This window comes from Providencia rettgeri, from assembly GCF_041075285.1.
Taxonomy (GTDB): domain Bacteria; phylum Pseudomonadota; class Gammaproteobacteria; order Enterobacterales; family Enterobacteriaceae; genus Providencia; species Providencia rettgeri_G.
Map to the genome: position 1 here is coordinate 3,378,157 of NZ_CP163512.1, position 15,881 is coordinate 3,394,037.

A 15,881-nucleotide genomic window follows, 5' to 3' on the forward strand; every position below is an offset into this window, starting at 1 on the left:
TCAATCGTTCGACGACCTGATTAACCCAGGCTGATCTGCACGTCAACGCCGGCAGCCAGGTCCAGACGCATCAGAGCATCAACGGTTTTCTCGGTTGGCTCAACGATGTCAACCAGACGTTTGTGAGTGCGAATTTCGTACTGATCACGCGCGTCTTTATTAACGTGCGGAGAAATCAGAACGGTAAAACGCTCTTTACGTGTCGGCAGCGGGATAGGACCACGTACCTGCGCACCAGTGCGCTTAGCAGTCTCTACGATTTCCGCAGTTGATTGATCGATTAAACGATGATCAAAAGCTTTAAGGCGGATACGGATTCTTTGGTTCTGCATGAGACCAGAGCTCCAACTATTTTATAAACGTAAATGATTACTCCTCGCACCCATTTCGATTGATGGGGGAGTGTAATCGTCTTGATGTAACCCCCATATCGGGAGTATTGTCTAAATGAGCAACAAATTGTTGACTCAATACTGATATTTCAGTCCTAGTAAACTAGGGCTTACTCATCAGTAAGCCCGCGCATTATACGTAAATTATGGTGAAACGCAAGCAATAGCGGAAAATATGTGCGAATTTTCTGGTCGTCATAATAAAAAAGCGCCCAACGCTGATAGGATCAGAAATTAGGCGCTCGTAAAAGCCAAAAAATCTCACTTAAGATAGCAAACTAAAGTCACTACTCTTCAATAATTTGTGCTTGTAGGTAATTTTGAATACCTAAACGTACAATTAAGTCTAACTGTGTTTCTATCCAATCAATATGATTTTCTTCATCAGCTAAAATTTCAATCATCAGATCTCGGCTGACATAGTCATGGATAGAGTCTGCATATTTAATTGCCTCTTTTAAATTTTTTGCGCCATCAAGTTCAAGCTGTAAGTCAGACTTCAGCATTTCTTCAACATCTTCACCGATATTTAGCTTACCTAGGTCTTGTAGGTTAGGAATACCTTCAAGGAAAAGAATACGCTCTATATATTTATCCGCGTGTTTCATTTCATCGATTGACTCATGGTATTCCATCTCATTGAGACGTGTAAGCCCCCAATTTTTAAACATACGCGCATGTAAAAAATATTGGTTAATAGCGACTAGCTCATTGCCCAACAACTTATTAAGGTGGGCTATCATTTTTTTATCGCCTTTCATTTGTACCCTCCATCGCTTCCAGTCTTTTAAGTGTAGTACTGAAATTGATTAGTAGAGTAATTTTTACACAATCATTTATGTAAAAAGCAATAAAGTAGGCAGGTAGATAATTTGAAGAGCTAAGAATTATGCCACTTCAATCGCACAGATTGCTTCTAGATGAGTGAGTTCTTGTTGCAAAATTTCTCTGGTTTGCCGAATACATTTTCCACATTCACGACCTACTGGCAGGACTTGGCGCAACCCTTTTAATGAAGTGACTTGATATTTTCTCACCGCATTTCTGATTTGCTTATCTGTAATGGCTTCACAAAGACATACATACATAGTTATTTACTCATCAATATTACTATTAATGATTCTAAATAAAAATGATTAGCATTTCAATTATCGTTTTGACTGTTTTACAGACTAAATACGCGATAGATACTTCGAGCATTAACTTCGAGTTTAGGCTATAAAAAAGGCACCGATTAAGGTGCCTTTTTCTAAAACTTGTGATGTTATGTATTATGCAATGATTTTTGCAACAACACCCGCACCTACAGTACGGCCACCTTCACGGATTGCGAAACGTAAACCGTCGTCCATCGCGATTGGGTGGATCAGGGTAACGATCATGTTGATGTTATCACCTGGCATTACCATCTCTACGCCTTCTGGCAGTTCGATAGTACCGGTTACGTCAGTTGTACGGAAGTAGAACTGTGGACGGTAACCTTTGAAGAATGGAGTATGACGACCACCTTCATCTTTGCTCAGGATATAAACTTCTGATTCGAATTGGGTGTGTGGCTTGATTGAACCTGGTTTAGCCAGGACTTGACCACGTTCGATTTCTTCACGCTTAGTACCACGCAGCAGAACACCAACGTTCTCACCCGCACGACCTTCGTCCAGTAATTTACGGAACATTTCAACGCCAGTACAAGTTGTTTTTGCTGTTGGTTTGATACCAACGATTTCAACTTCTTCACCAACTTTGATGATACCGCGCTCAACACGACCTGTAACAACTGTACCACGACCTGAAATTGAGAACACGTCTTCAATTGGCAGCAGGAATGGTTTGTCAATTGCACGCTCTGGCTCTGGGATGTAGCTGTCTAAGTGCTCAGCTAATTCAACAATTTTCGCTTCCCACTCTGGAACACCTTCCAGCGCTTTCAGAGCTGAACCGCGAACAACTGGAGTGTCGTCGCCTGGGAAGTCGTACTGAGACAGTAACTCACGAACTTCCATTTCAACTAATTCTAACAGTTCTTCGTCATCAACCATGTCACATTTGTTCAGGAACACGATGATGTAAGGAACGCCAACCTGACGACCTAACAGGATGTGCTCACGAGTTTGTGGCATTGGGCCATCAGTCGCAGCAACAACCAGAATTGCACCGTCCATCTGCGCAGCACCAGTGATCATGTTTTTAACATAGTCGGCGTGTCCTGGGCAGTCTACGTGTGCGTAGTGGCGAGTTGGGGTGTCGTACTCTACGTGAGAAGTAGAGATAGTGATACCACGCGCTTTTTCTTCTGGTGCGTTATCGATTTGGTCGAATGCACGCGCGTTACCGCCGTAAGTTTTAGCCAGAACAGTAGTGATTGCTGCTGTCAGGGTAGTTTTACCGTGGTCAACGTGGCCGATAGTACCAACGTTAACGTGCGGTTTTGAACGTTCAAATTTTTCTTTAGACATTAGATTGTCCCTCTAAGACACGGAATCGGTGGTTAAACCACATCAACCAAGCAAGAAATTATTTCGCTTGTTTTTTTCAGGAGACAAATCAGGGAGATAATTGAGAACATAAGGGAAGTGGTGCTGATAGGCAGATTCGAACTGCCGACCTCACCCTTACCAAGGGTGTGCTCTACCAACTGAGCCATATCAGCACATCTTGGAGCGGGCAGCGGGAATCGAACCCGCATCATCAGCTTGGAAGGCTGAGGTAATAGCCATTATACGATGCCCGCAATGAACTCGGCTACCTGAGTTATCAGCTGTTAAACTGTTCCTTGAAGTTTCTATAAGAAAACCTTCTTGGAGATGGTGGTGGGAGAAGGATTCGAACCTTCGAAGTCTGTGACGGCAGATTTACAGTCTGCTCCCTTTGGCCGCTTGGGTATCCCACCTATCCAAATTTTTAATGGTGCCGGCACCAAGAGTCGAACTCGGGACCTACTGATTACAAGTCAGTTGCTCTACCAACTGAGCTATGCCGGCATCAAGTGCTGCGCATTCTAGGAAGAGTGAGCGCAGGTTGCAACAAAAAAATTTAATTTTTTGTTCGTTTGCTCACATTTTATCCGCTTTTTGTATTTTTGCTGATTTTTTAACTATTTTAAGATTAAAACATCAGCAACAGCTGTTAACTATAATCCATTATTATTCAGTCCGTAAAGTCCGATAATCGACTCCAAACATTTTAAATGTCATTATTTAGTCTCTATCACATTTTTAGCGCTTTGATTAATCGGTTATTTTCCCAGCAATCGCACCTGTTTTTTTTGCTTAACTCAAAAAAAAATCATAAATATTATAAAAAAGCTTACGCCTCCCCCCCATCACTCGCTATGATGCTAGCAAATTTTTTGGATACGGGTGTTTAGGCAACCTGTCCAACCTGCACAAAATAGGCAGATGTTGGTTTATGAAAAAGAACGAAAATTTTATTACTACGCCATATTTAGAGTTTGATAGAGAGCATTGGGCAACATTACGTGATTCTGTCCCTCTGACATTAACATCCAGTGAGCTACTCGAGTTAAAAGGTATTAACGAAGAGCTTTCAATGGAAGATGTTATTGAAATTTATCTGCCTTTATCGCGCTTATTGAATTTTTATATTAGTTCTAACTTACGTCGTCAGGCTGTCCTAGAGCAGTTTTTAGGCACTAATGATGCAAAAGTACCTTATATCATCGGTATCGCCGGGAGCGTGGCCGTCGGTAAGAGTACAACCGCTCGTTTATTACAAGCGCTATTAACCCGTTGGCCAGAACACCGTAAAGTTGATTTAATTACGACAGATGGGTTTCTTCATCCGAATCAGGTATTAAAAGATCGGAACATTATGAAGAAAAAAGGTTTTCCACAGTCATATGATATGCGTAAATTGGTTAACTTTGTTTCTCAAATAAAATCAGGCGCACGAAATGTTCGAGCGCCAGTTTATTCCCATTTAACCTACGACATTGTTCCAAACCAAGAACAAGTTATTGATCAACCTGATATTTTAATTTTAGAAGGGCTAAACGTATTACAAAGCGATATGGACTATCCACAAGATCCACACCATGTGTTTGTCTCAGATTTTGTTGATTTCTCAATCTACGTTGATGCCCACCCTGCACTATTAAAGCAATGGTATATCAGCCGCTTCCTTAAATTTAGACAAGGTGCTTTCTCCGACCCGGATTCATACTTTCATAATTATTCAAAATTGAGTGAAGAAGAAGCTATTAAGATTGCAGGAACAATTTGGGATGAGATAAATGGACTTAATCTTGAAGAAAATATTTTACCGACTAAAGAACGTGCAAGCCTAATAATGACAAAAGGCGAAAATCATTCAATTCAAAATGTCAGATTAAGAAAATAATATATATTGGCCGAAAGTTCTCGGCCAATCATTCCTTATTCGTTTGGTCTTAGCGATATTTCACCACCGATATAGGGGATTATTTCCCCATTATCTTTTTGCAGTAACAAAGCGCCCTGTTCGTTAATTCCTCGCTCAACACCAGTAACAATATCATTTCCAATCAATAGTTTAACTTTTCTTCCTAGAAAGTTATCAAGCTTAAACCATCTGTCCAAAAATGGCTTTAAGCCTTCTTTTTCAAATATAACTAATGATTCTTTTAATGCTTGAATAATATTAGCCGATAATTCATTTCGTTCTATGTCTTCGACTTCATCTCTCAATGATGCCCACTCTTGAGTTATTGTTTTTGTATTTTCTATATTGGTTTTATTCATACCAATATTAATACCGATACCAATAATAATATGAGCAGCATCTCCAGTTTTACCCGTTAATTCAACCAAAATACCTGCAAGTTTTTTATCATTCATATACAGGTCATTGGGCCATTTTACTTTTACTTTTTCTTTGCTTATTTTATTTAAGGTTTCCGCAATTACTATCCCAACAACAAGACTCAAGCCAACTGCTGCCGCTGGACCTTGGTCCAATTTCCAATACATTGATAAATAAAGATTACATCCAAAGGGAGAAACCCATTGTCGACCTCTTCGACCTCTACCTGCACTTTGATATTCTGCAAGGCAAGTATCTCCCGATATCAAGTTTGGGATGCGCTCAAGCATATACTGATTAGTAGAATCAATTACAGGCTCTACAATAATATTTACATCATTAATGCGTTGTTTGATGCTATCTTCGTTCAGTAAGTTTATTTGATAAGGGAGCTTATATCCCTTACTCGTCACAGTTTCAATGTTTAAGCCCCATGAACGTAACGTTTTGATATGCTTATTGATAGCAGCTCTACTCATTCCAAGCTTCTCACCAAGTTGTTCACCGGAGTGTATTTGAGCATCCGCTAAGATATCTATTATTTGTAAAGGGATAGATGTTTCTTTCATTGAATATAATCCATTGCGTTCACTTCGCCATGACGGCCAATAAATCGAACTTCCGGTTCTAAAATAATATCAAAGCGCTTAGCAACGCTTTGGCTAACGTATTTCGCTAAGTTAACGACATCTAACCCTGTTGCTTGGTGTTTGTTAATTAACACTAGCGCCTGCTGAGTATGCACCGCTGCTCCGCCTACCTCATGCCCTTTTAGACCACACTGATCAATAAGCCAACCTGCTGCCAATTTTACGCGACCATCCGCTTGCTGGTATTGAGGGCAGCTTGGATTTTCTTGTTTAATCTTAGCCGCTTTTTCAGCAGAGATAACCGGATTTTTAAAAAAGCTCCCAGCATTACCTGTTACTGCGGGGTCAGGCAATTTGCTTCTACGAGTTTGGCATACTGCATCAAAGACCTGTTTGGGAGTTACTGTTTTGGGGTTAAACATTGTCAAGTCACCGTAAGTCAGTTTAGGCTCCCACTTTTTAGCGAGCTTTAGCCCAATACTAACTATGGCATAACCATATTGATATTCATGTTTAAAAATACTGTCACGGTAGCCAAATTGGCACTCACTTGCTGCAATGCGCGTTTCTTGATTGGTTTCCAGTGATAAGATGTCTACATAGTCACAAATATCTTTCAACTCAACACCGTAAGCACCGATGTTTTGAATTGGCGCTGAACCTGCACATCCAGGAATTAAAGCGAGATTCTCTGCACCATAAATTCCTTTTTGTAACAACGTTTCTAATAGCTGATGCCAATTTTCACCAGCTTGAACATGTACATACCAATAGTCGTCACATTCAGTAATTTCAATGCCTTTTAACTGATTAATAATGACAATACCGTCAAAATTCTCTACAAATAAAACATTACTCCCCCCGCCAAGTAATAATATTGGCAAGTTGTCATTTTTCGCTTCAAGCCATCGCTGATGGAGTGATTGTTTATTCTCTACTATAAAAACTGACAGTGCTTTTGCATCAATGCCAAAACTGTTAAATGGCTTGAGTTCAGAAGTTTGATTCATTACTACCTTCAGGGAAAATATAACGATAATAAAGTAAGTCTATCAGCCAGAGTTAGCCGTGGGTAGCAAGAATAATAAAATAAGATAATTTGAGGTGTTTTATGGAACAGTCAGCTTACTTTCGATAGAAAGCAAAAAGCCACCCATTGGGTGGCTTCTTATATTTAAAACCTAGCAGTTCCCTACTCTCACATGGGGAGACCCCACACTACCATCGGCGCTACGGCGTTTCACTACTGAGTTCGGCATGGGGTCAGGTGGGACCACCGCGCTATTGCCGCTAGGTAAATTCTTTTTAAATGCCGATTATATGGTGCTGATACCCAGATTCGAACTGGGGACCTCACCCTTACCAAGGGTGTGCTCTACCAACTGAGCCATATCAGCAATATGGTGCGGTCAGTTAGTACTGACACAACCTTTAAATTTAATGTCTGGCAGTTCCCTACTCTCACATGGGGAGACCCCACACTACCATCGGCGCTACGGCGTTTCACTGCTGAGTTCGGCATGGGGTCAGGTGGGACCACCGCGCTATTGCCGCCAGACAAATTCTGTTTCTTCCCGTTTAGCTATCTTTCACTAAACCAGAAGTGCAATCTTGAACAAGCTGTTGTGTCCTTCACCTTTCGGCTTCTCACCCTCTTGAATATCAACACACTCTCTCTAAAACACCTTCGGTGTTGTCAGGTTAAGCCTCACGGTTCATTAGTATTGGTTAGCTCAACGTATCGCTACGCTTACACACCCAACCTATCAACGTCTTAGTCTTAAACGTTCCTTTAGGACCCTTTAAGAGTCAGGGAAGACTCATCTCAAGGCAAGTTTCCCGCTTAGATGCTTTCAGCGGTTATCTTTTCCGCACTTAGCTACCGGGCAGTGCCATTGGCATGACAACCCGAACACCAGTGGTGCGTCCACTCCGGTCCTCTCGTACTAGGAGCAGCCCCTTTCAATCTTCCAACGCCCACGGCAGATAGGGACCGAACTGTCTCACGACGTTCTAAACCCAGCTCGCGTACCACTTTAAACGGCGAACAGCCGTACCCTTGGGACCTACTTCAGCCCCAGGATGTGATGAGCCGACATCGAGGTGCCAAACACCGCCGTCGATATGAACTCTTGGGCGGTATCAGCCTGTTATCCCCGGAGTACCTTTTATCCGTTGAGCGATGGCCCTTCCATTCAGAACCACCGGATCACTAAGACCTACTTTCGTACCTGCTCGAGCCGTCACTCTCGCAGTCAAGCTGGCTTATGCCTTTGCACTAACCGCATGATGTCCGACCATGCTTAGCCAACCTTCGTGCTCCTCCGTTACTCTTTGGGAGGAGACCGCCCCAGTCAAACTACCCACCAGACACTGTCCGCACCCCGGATAACGGGGCAACGTTAGAACATCAAACATTAAAGGGTGGTATTTCAAGGTTGGCTCCACGCAGACTGGCGTCCACGCTTCTAAGCCTCCCACCTATCCTACACATCAAGGCTCAATGTTCAGTGTCAAGCTATAGTAAAGGTTCACGGGGTCTTTCCGTCTTGCCGCGGGTACACTGCATCTTCACAGCGAGTTCAATTTCACTGAGTCTCGGGTGGAGACAGCCTGGCCATCATTACGCCATTCGTGCAGGTCGGAACTTACCCGACAAGGAATTTCGCTACCTTAGGACCGTTATAGTTACGGCCGCCGTTTACTGGGGCTTCGATCAAGAGCTTCTCCTTACGGATAACCCCATCAATTAACCTTCCAGCACCGGGCAGGCGTCACACCGTATACGTCCACTTTCGTGTTTGCACAGTGCTGTGTTTTTAATAAACAGTTGCAGCCAGCTGGTATCTGCGACTGGCTTCAGCTCCATGAGTAAATCACTTCACCTAATGCCAGCGTGCCTTCTCCCGAAGTTACGGCACCATTTTGCCTAGTTCCTTCACCCGAGTTCTCTCAAGCGCCTGAGTATTCTCTACCTGACCACCTGTGTCGGTTTGGGGTACGATTAATGATAATCTAGAGCTTAGAGGCTTTTCCTGGAAGCGGGGCATGAGCTACTTCGCCACCGTAGTGACTCGTCATCAGATCTCAGTGTATAGTGAACCGGATTTGCCTAATTCACCCACCTACATCCTTAAACCGGGACAACCGTCGCCCGGCCAGCCTAGCCTTCTCCGTCCCCCCATCGCAATTATCACCAGTACGGGAATATTAACCCGTTTCCCATCGACTACGCATTTCTGCCTCGCCTTAGGGGTCGACTCACCCTGCCCCGATTAACGTTGGACAGGAACCCTTGGTCTTCCGGCGTGCGGGTTTTTCACCCGCATTATCGTTACTTATGTCAGCATTCGCACTTCTGATACCTCCAGCATACCTCACAGTACACCTTCACAGGCTTACAGAACGCTCCCCTACCCAACGAACGTATCCTTAAACTGACTTGCCGTGCGTTACCGCCTCGACTTTGATGAACGCATTGACGTCACTGCGTTCCGTCAATCGTTTTGATACATTGCAGTACCACTTAATCAGTTTAAGTGATACGTTCGCTGCCGCAGCTTCGGTGCATAGTTTAGCCCCGTTACATCTTCCGCGCAGGCCGACTCGACCAGTGAGCTATTACGCTTTCTTTAAATGATGGCTGCTTCTAAGCCAACATCCTGGCTGTCTGAGCCTTCCCACTTCGTTTCCCACTTAACTATGACTTTGGGACCTTAGCTGGCGGTCTGGGTTGTTTCCCTCTTCACGACGAACGTTAGCACCCGCCGTGTGTCTCCCGTGATAACATTCTTCGGTATTCGTAGTTTGCATCGAGTTGGTAAGTCGGGATGACCCCCTAGTCGAAACAGTGCTCTACCCCCGAAGATGAGTTCACGAGGCGCTACCTAAATAGCTTTCGGGGAGAACCAGCTATCTCCCGGTTTGATTGGCCTTTCACCCCCAGCCACAAGTCATCCGCTAATTTTTCAACATTAGTCGGTTCGGTCCTCCAGTTAGTGTTACCCAACCTTCAACCTGCCCATGGCTAGATCACCGGGTTTCGGGTCTATACCCTGCAACTCATTCGCCCAGTTAAGACTCGGTTTCCCTACGGCTCCCCTATTCGGTTAACCTTGCTACAGAATATAAGTCGCTGACCCATTATACAAAAGGTACGCAGTCACACCCCGAAGGGGTGCTCCCACTGCTTGTACGTACACGGTTTCAGGTTCTATTTCACTCCCCTCGCCGGGGTTCTTTTCGCCTTTCCCTCACGGTACTGGTTCACTATCGGTCAATCAGGAGTATTTAGCCTTGGAGGATGGTCCCCCCATATTCAGACAGGATAACACGTGTCCCGCCCTACTCGTCGAGTTCACAACACCAACACCTTCGGATACGGGGCTATCACCCTTTACTGCCGGACTTTCCAGACCGTTCTCCTGATGCTAATGCTGATTAAGACTCTGGGCTGCTCCCCGTTCGCTCGCCGCTACTAGGGGAATCTCGGTTGATTTCTTTTCCTCGAGGTACTGAGATGTTTCAGTTCCCTCGGTTCGCCTCGTTTGACTATGGATTCATCAAACGATAGTGCAACGAATTGCACTGGGTTTCCCCATTCGGATATCGTCGGTTATAACGGTTCATATCACCTTGCCGACGCTTTTCGCAGATTAGCACGTCCTTCATCGCCTCTGATTGCCTAGGCATCCACCGTGTACGCTTAGTCGCTTAACCTCACAACCCGAAGGTGTCTTTTCGTGTCATTCTGACGGGTAATGGCTGCGCGTGCATCGATTCTATGTTGGGCAGTGCTCGCAATGCTCACGTACTCATGTACGCTGCGCTTGCTGTGCGCTGGCCGCCTTGAATCGCTGACTGCTCGCTCATTACGTTTTGCCATCATGACAAAGAACATCTTGAGTTGAGATTTTTGAGAGACTCTCACATCGTTTAAGCGATAAACGATGTGCGTTGTTTTCAATTTTCAGCTTGTTCCAGATTGTTAAAGAGCATAATTGTTAAACCTACTACACTGTAATAGGCTTAATCATTATTGAGTAAAAGCTATCGCGAGCACCGCACAACACAGAAATGTTGACGCGCAGCCTTTCGATATCCTGAAGTGGCGTCCCCTAGGGGATTCGAACCCCTGTTACCGCCGTGAAAGGGCGGTGTCCTAGGCCTCTAGACGAAGGGGACAACAAGTTCTTCAGTCAATCTTAGATTGGCTTTACTCTCTATTTCATCAGACAATCTGTGTGAGCACTTCACAAGTACACTTCAATGGTAAGGAGGTGATCCAACCGCAGGTTCCCCTACGGTTACCTTGTTACGACTTCACCCCAGTCATGAATCACAAAGTGGTAAGCGCCCTCCCGAAGGTTAAGCTACCTACTTCTTTTGCAACCCACTCCCATGGTGTGACGGGCGGTGTGTACAAGGCCCGGGAACGTATTCACCGTAGCATTCTGATCTACGATTACTAGCGATTCCGACTTCATGGAGTCGAGTTGCAGACTCCAATCCGGACTACGACGTACTTTATGAGTTCCGCTTGCTCTCGCGAGGTCGCTTCTCTTTGTATACGCCATTGTAGCACGTGTGTAGCCCTACTCGTAAGGGCCATGATGACTTGACGTCATCCCCACCTTCCTCCGGTTTATCACCGGCAGTCTCCTTTGAGTTCCCGACCGTATCGCTGGCAACAAAGGATAAGGGTTGCGCTCGTTGCGGGACTTAACCCAACATTTCACAACACGAGCTGACGACAGCCATGCAGCACCTGTCTCAGAGTTCCCGAAGGCACTAAAGCATCTCTGCTAAATTCTCTGGATGTCAAGAGTAGGTAAGGTTCTTCGCGTTGCATCGAATTAAACCACATGCTCCACCGCTTGTGCGGGCCCCCGTCAATTCATTTGAGTTTTAACCTTGCGGCCGTACTCCCCAGGCGGTCGATTTAACGCGTTAGCTCCGGAAGCCACTCCTCTAGGGAACAACCTCCAAATCGACATCGTTTACAGCGTGGACTACCAGGGTATCTAATCCTGTTTGCTCCCCACGCTTTCGCACCTGAGCGTCAGTCTTTGTCCAGGGGGCCGCCTTCGCCACCGGTATTCCTCCACATCTCTACGCATTTCACCGCTACACATGGAATTCTACCCCCCTCTACAAGACTCTAGCTGACCAGTCTTAGATGCCATTCCCAGGTTAAGCCCGGGGATTTCACATCTAACTTAATCAACCGCCTGCGTGCGCTTTACGCCCAGTAATTCCGATTAACGCTTGCACCCTCCGTATTACCGCGGCTGCTGGCACGGAGTTAGCCGGTGCTTCTTCTGTCGGTAACGTCAATCGTTGATGATATTAGCATCAACGCCTTCCTCCCGACTGAAAGTACTTTACAACCCTAGGGCCTTCTTCATACACGCGGCATGGCTGCATCAGGCTTGCGCCCATTGTGCAATATTCCCCACTGCTGCCTCCCGTAGGAGTCTGGGCCGTGTCTCAGTCCCAGTGTGGCTGATCATCCTCTCAGACCAGCTAGGGATCGTCGCCTAGGTGAGCCATTACCTCACCTACTAGCTAATCCCATATGGGTTCATCCGATAGCGCAAGGACCTAAGTTCCCCTGCTTTGCTCCTTAGAGATTATGCGGTATTAGCCACCGTTTCCAGTGGTTATCCCCCTCTATCGGGCAGATCCCCATACATTACTCACCCGTCCGCCGCTCGTCAGCGGGAAGCAAGCTTCCCCTGTTACCGCTCGACTTGCATGTGTTAGGCCTGCCGCCAGCGTTCAATCTGAGCCATGATCAAACTCTTCAATTAAAAGTGTTTGATGCTCAAAGAATTAAACTGTTAATCCAATCCGCTTATGTTCGGCTAACTTTGTCGGCTTTGTTGCGTTTTCCTCGCCGTACTTAAGTACTGTCTCGGAAATACTCACTCGCCTTCGCGTTATCCTTCCATAATCGAATTGTCACATTGTTAGTTCATATATGAATTAACGTGTTAGTCACTCTTCAAGACTTAAAATCAAATATTTTTTTGATAGTGTCCTGTGAGTGCCCACACAGATTGTCTGATAAATTGTTAAAGAGCGTTGCGACTGAATCTTTCGATTTTCGACTTCAAGGTCGTTGTCGCGAGGAGGCGTATAATACGTTTTCCTCCGTGAGAGTCAAGCAATTTTTTGCTTTTTCTTTTCAGAACCTCTCGCTGCCGTTTCAGTGTTCATCGCGCTTTGCGTTGTCTTGTTCCCGGTCAGTGGTGGCGCATTATAGGGAGTCAGAAAAATCTGGCAACCCTTTTTTTAATATTTTTTTTCGTTCGCTCAGCTTTTCAACGAATTTACGTTAAAGTGCTAGTTTTTCCAGCGAATTGAACCCTTCTGCTTCAAGTACTGGCCTTAAACTCTGTACTGCATCATTCATTAACAAGCAGTACGCAAAGTCATCTTCGTTAGAATTATGAATTTCTGCCTGATTGTTTATCAGCCAAAGTGTTCTTCTGGCGATTGCAGCCCCTGAATCTATAAACCTTGTCCCATTTGGTAGCACTTTTTCCAGTTCTTCTATTAATAGAGGGAAATGGGTACAACCTAAAATCACTGTGTCTGGAGGCTCCGGCATTCTTATCCATGGCCTCACAGTTTGTGCAACCTCTTCTAACGGTAGGTTCTCCCCGTGCAGCTTTCTTTCCGCTAATTGGACTAGTTCCGCTGAACCTAATGAGATGACTTGGCAATCCGTAGCAAAACGGTCAATTAGTTCTTTGGTATATTCGCGATTTACCGTCCCTTTAGTTGCCAATAACCCAACCACGCCATTACGAGTGAGTTTCGTTGCCGGCTTAATTGCAGGAACCACGCCCACAACAGGGAAGGTAAAATGCGCCCTTAGATTCGGCAAGCTAACAGTGCTTGCAGTATTGCAGGCAATAATAGCAATTGTTAAAGGATGTTTTGACGCTATCGCATTTACAATTTGATAGACCCTATCAATAATAAACTCTTCACTTTTTTCACCATAAGGAAAAGCTTCATTATCGAATGCATAGATATAGTGCGCATTCGGGATCATTTTTTTGACTTCACGATAGACAGATAACCCGCCCACTCCAGAGTCAAACACCAGAATGGTCGGGCGAACAGATAGGTTGTTATTAGAAGTTGTAGCTTCCGGTAAGGAAATATTCTCTTCCAGCGGTGCGATAACCATACGCGGTCTCATAGTCTTTATCGAACATATTAGCTATTTTACCACGAATTGTGAGATGTGAAGTGATTGGATATGCCGCAGTGAGATCCCAGATGCTAACGCCACCGAGTTTTAATCTTTTATAGTCACCAGTACTATTATCATATTGACCAAAGTCTTTATCATATCTAGAGCCAATATATTGATAAGTTAACCCCCAATCTATATTGGCAACATTCCAATCTAGTTGATATTTAACTTGTTGCTTAGCACGCCGAATTAAAACTTTGTTTGTTTTATCGTCTCTAGGATCGGTATATTGATATGTAAACTGATGACGGAATATGCCTGTATCCATATCACCATTCCATTCTATTCCTTTTATCGTTGCTTCACCGACATTTCTCCATCCCCAATTAGTCTCAGCTTTTGCATCAATAAGGTTAGTAATTTCATTCTTATATGCGACCAATTGCCAACTTAGAGGGCCAGTAAGCCCTTTCACTCCACCTTCCCATTGTTTACTTTCTTCTGGCTTTAGCTCTGGATTACCATATGGTGCTGACGCATATAGCTGACTAATATTTGGCGCTTTATAAGCTGTAGCATAAGAGCCTGTAAGCTGATAACCGTCAATGAACTCCCATCCTGCACCCGCTTGCCATGTTGTATGCCAACCAAACTCTGAGTGTTTTTCAGATCTTACTGCACCTTCAAGAGTAAAAGCAGAAATTGCTTGCTGAGACGTTAAATAAAATCCAGTGTTATTGACAGATTCATTATTTGGTAATGAAGAAGTTCCAGCTTCTATGGTTTGTTTTTGATAGTCTACACCAGCCGAAACAGTACCATGTTCTAATTGGTAGTTATTTCCCCATTGAACGTTATATTGCTTAGAATCATCAATACGGGAACCTTTACCATACTGACCATATCTTGGGTCATAGTTATAATCTTTAACGTGACTATAGCTACCCATTAATGAAGTAGAATACTTCTCTTGATGATATTTAACACCCGTTTCATAGGTGCGACTATATAACTTACGTGTATCGACAAGCAAATTTGCATATTGATCATAATATGCATCATATCGGGTACGGTTATCATAACCATAGGCTCTTGCATACGCTAAAACATCTGTAGCAAATTGATGTTCAACACCCAACCATAACGTTTTATTTTGGAAGCCATCTTTATCTGGTTGTGGGTGTCCGCCAGTATTCCCCCTAGCCTCCACATCAAACCCTTTGGTATACGTATAAGCAGCAGCACCAGTAACTGTGGTGTTTTCACCAATCTTTTGCTGAGTTGAACCGTTATAGTTTTGATAACCATAAGAGCCGATACCTGCATTCAACGTGGTTCCATCATTATCACGGCGGGTGATGATATTCACTACACCACCAACAGCATCAGAGCCATAAACGGCAGAGCGTGCGCCGCGAATATATTCAATACGCTGAACCAGAGAAATCGGGATTTGGCTCATATCGGATGAACCTGAAATACCTGCCTGATTTAAACGAACTCCATCAATTAACACTAAAACATGACGAGATTCTGTACCTCGAATAAAGAGGGAACTCATCTGTCCCATTCCGCCATTTTGCGCGATATCCACCCCCGGTAAACGCCTTAGGACATCAATGACGGTATTTGATTGCCAATGGTCAATATCTTCACGAGTCACAACGGTCACTGGCGCTAATATAGAAGAAATGGGTTGTTCAAAACGGTTTGCTGACACGACGAGCTGGTCAGACTTATTGGTAGCATTTGCACTTGCCAGAGAAGAAATACCACATAACACTGCCAGAGCAGCGGCCGATAATGGCAGCAACTTTTTATTATTCATTATGATTACACTCGGAAAATCAATTAAATTAAAATTCCGCGAGGTTGAATATAAGATCC

9 protein-coding genes, 6 tRNA genes and 4 rRNA genes are annotated in these 15,881 nt (G+C 44.3%); 1 reads left to right on the plus strand and 18 read right to left on the minus strand.

Annotation, left to right across the window (positions count from 1 at the left end):
• Positions 1-20: 20 nt before the first annotated feature.
• The 8 genes from rpsJ to AB6N04_RS15530 all read right to left on the minus strand — a co-directional run bounded on the left by rpsJ (position 21) and on the right by AB6N04_RS15530 (position 3,373).
• Positions 21-332, minus strand: a complete 312-nt coding sequence (gene rpsJ, locus AB6N04_RS15495; RefSeq protein ID WP_001181005.1) for a 30S ribosomal protein S10 — start codon at positions 330-332, stop codon at positions 21-23.
• Positions 333-679: 347 nt separating this feature from the next.
• A complete protein-coding gene (bfr, locus tag AB6N04_RS15500) occupies positions 680-1,153 on the minus strand; it encodes a bacterioferritin (protein ID WP_369309138.1) in 474 nt (157 codons plus the stop codon).
• A gap of 126 nt (positions 1,154-1,279) precedes the next feature.
• Positions 1,280-1,480: a bacterioferritin-associated ferredoxin gene (gene bfd / locus AB6N04_RS15505; RefSeq protein ID WP_369309139.1), complete on the minus strand. Its 201-nt coding sequence runs from the start codon at positions 1,478-1,480 to the stop codon at positions 1,280-1,282.
• Positions 1,481-1,663: 183 nt separating this feature from the next.
• Complete coding sequence (tuf, locus tag AB6N04_RS15510) at positions 1,664-2,848, minus strand: elongation factor Tu (protein ID WP_369309140.1); 1,185 nt, start codon at positions 2,846-2,848, stop codon at positions 1,664-1,666.
• A gap of 118 nt (positions 2,849-2,966) precedes the next feature.
• Positions 2,967-3,042 (minus strand) — tRNA-Thr (locus AB6N04_RS15515).
• 6 nt (positions 3,043-3,048) lie between these two features.
• Positions 3,049-3,123, minus strand: a tRNA-Gly gene (locus tag AB6N04_RS15520).
• A 74-nt stretch (positions 3,124-3,197) separates the two neighbouring features.
• Positions 3,198-3,282 (minus strand) — tRNA-Tyr (locus AB6N04_RS15525).
• A gap of 15 nt (positions 3,283-3,297) precedes the next feature.
• A tRNA-Thr gene (locus AB6N04_RS15530) sits at positions 3,298-3,373 on the minus strand.
• 427 nt (positions 3,374-3,800) lie between these two features.
• Here AB6N04_RS15530 and coaA point away from each other — a divergent pair.
• Complete coding sequence (gene coaA, locus AB6N04_RS15535; protein ID WP_369309141.1) at positions 3,801-4,751, plus strand: type I pantothenate kinase; 951 nt, start codon at positions 3,801-3,803, stop codon at positions 4,749-4,751.
• Positions 4,752-4,786: 35 nt separating this feature from the next.
• Here the strand turns inward: coaA and birA are convergent, their stop codons facing one another.
• From birA to btuB, 10 genes are all read right to left on the minus strand, one after another.
• Positions 4,787-5,761 carry a bifunctional biotin--[acetyl-CoA-carboxylase] ligase/biotin operon repressor BirA gene (birA, locus tag AB6N04_RS15540; RefSeq protein ID WP_369309142.1) on the minus strand — a complete coding sequence of 325 codons (975 nt, stop codon included), beginning with the start codon at positions 5,759-5,761 and terminating at the stop codon, positions 4,787-4,789.
• On the minus strand, positions 5,758-6,792 hold the full coding sequence (gene murB / locus AB6N04_RS15545) for a UDP-N-acetylmuramate dehydrogenase (protein WP_369309143.1): 1,035 nt from the start codon (positions 6,790-6,792) through the stop codon (positions 5,758-5,760). Before murB ends, birA begins: the two co-directional genes overlap by 4 nt.
• Before the next feature lie 169 nt (positions 6,793-6,961).
• Positions 6,962-7,077 (minus strand): 5S ribosomal RNA (rrf, locus tag AB6N04_RS15550).
• Positions 7,078-7,103: 26 nt separating this feature from the next.
• A tRNA-Thr gene (locus AB6N04_RS15555) sits at positions 7,104-7,179 on the minus strand.
• A 45-nt stretch (positions 7,180-7,224) separates the two neighbouring features.
• Positions 7,225-7,340 (minus strand): 5S ribosomal RNA (gene rrf / locus AB6N04_RS15560).
• 139 nt (positions 7,341-7,479) lie between these two features.
• A 23S ribosomal RNA gene (locus AB6N04_RS15565) occupies positions 7,480-10,501 on the minus strand.
• Between the two features lie 389 nt (positions 10,502-10,890).
• Positions 10,891-10,966, minus strand: a tRNA-Glu gene (locus AB6N04_RS15570).
• Between the two features lie 88 nt (positions 10,967-11,054).
• Positions 11,055-12,594 (minus strand): 16S ribosomal RNA (locus AB6N04_RS15575).
• Together the 16S, 23S and 5S rRNA genes with 2 tRNA genes alongside form the textbook arrangement of a ribosomal RNA operon.
• A 527-nt stretch (positions 12,595-13,121) precedes the next feature.
• Complete coding sequence (gene murI / locus AB6N04_RS15580; protein ID WP_369309144.1) at positions 13,122-13,985, minus strand: glutamate racemase; 864 nt, start codon at positions 13,983-13,985, stop codon at positions 13,122-13,124.
• Positions 13,930-15,822: a TonB-dependent vitamin B12 receptor BtuB gene (gene btuB / locus AB6N04_RS15585; protein WP_369309145.1), complete on the minus strand. Its 1,893-nt coding sequence runs from the start codon at positions 15,820-15,822 to the stop codon at positions 13,930-13,932. Before btuB ends, murI begins: the two co-directional genes overlap by 56 nt.
• Positions 15,823-15,881 lie beyond the last annotated feature (59 nt).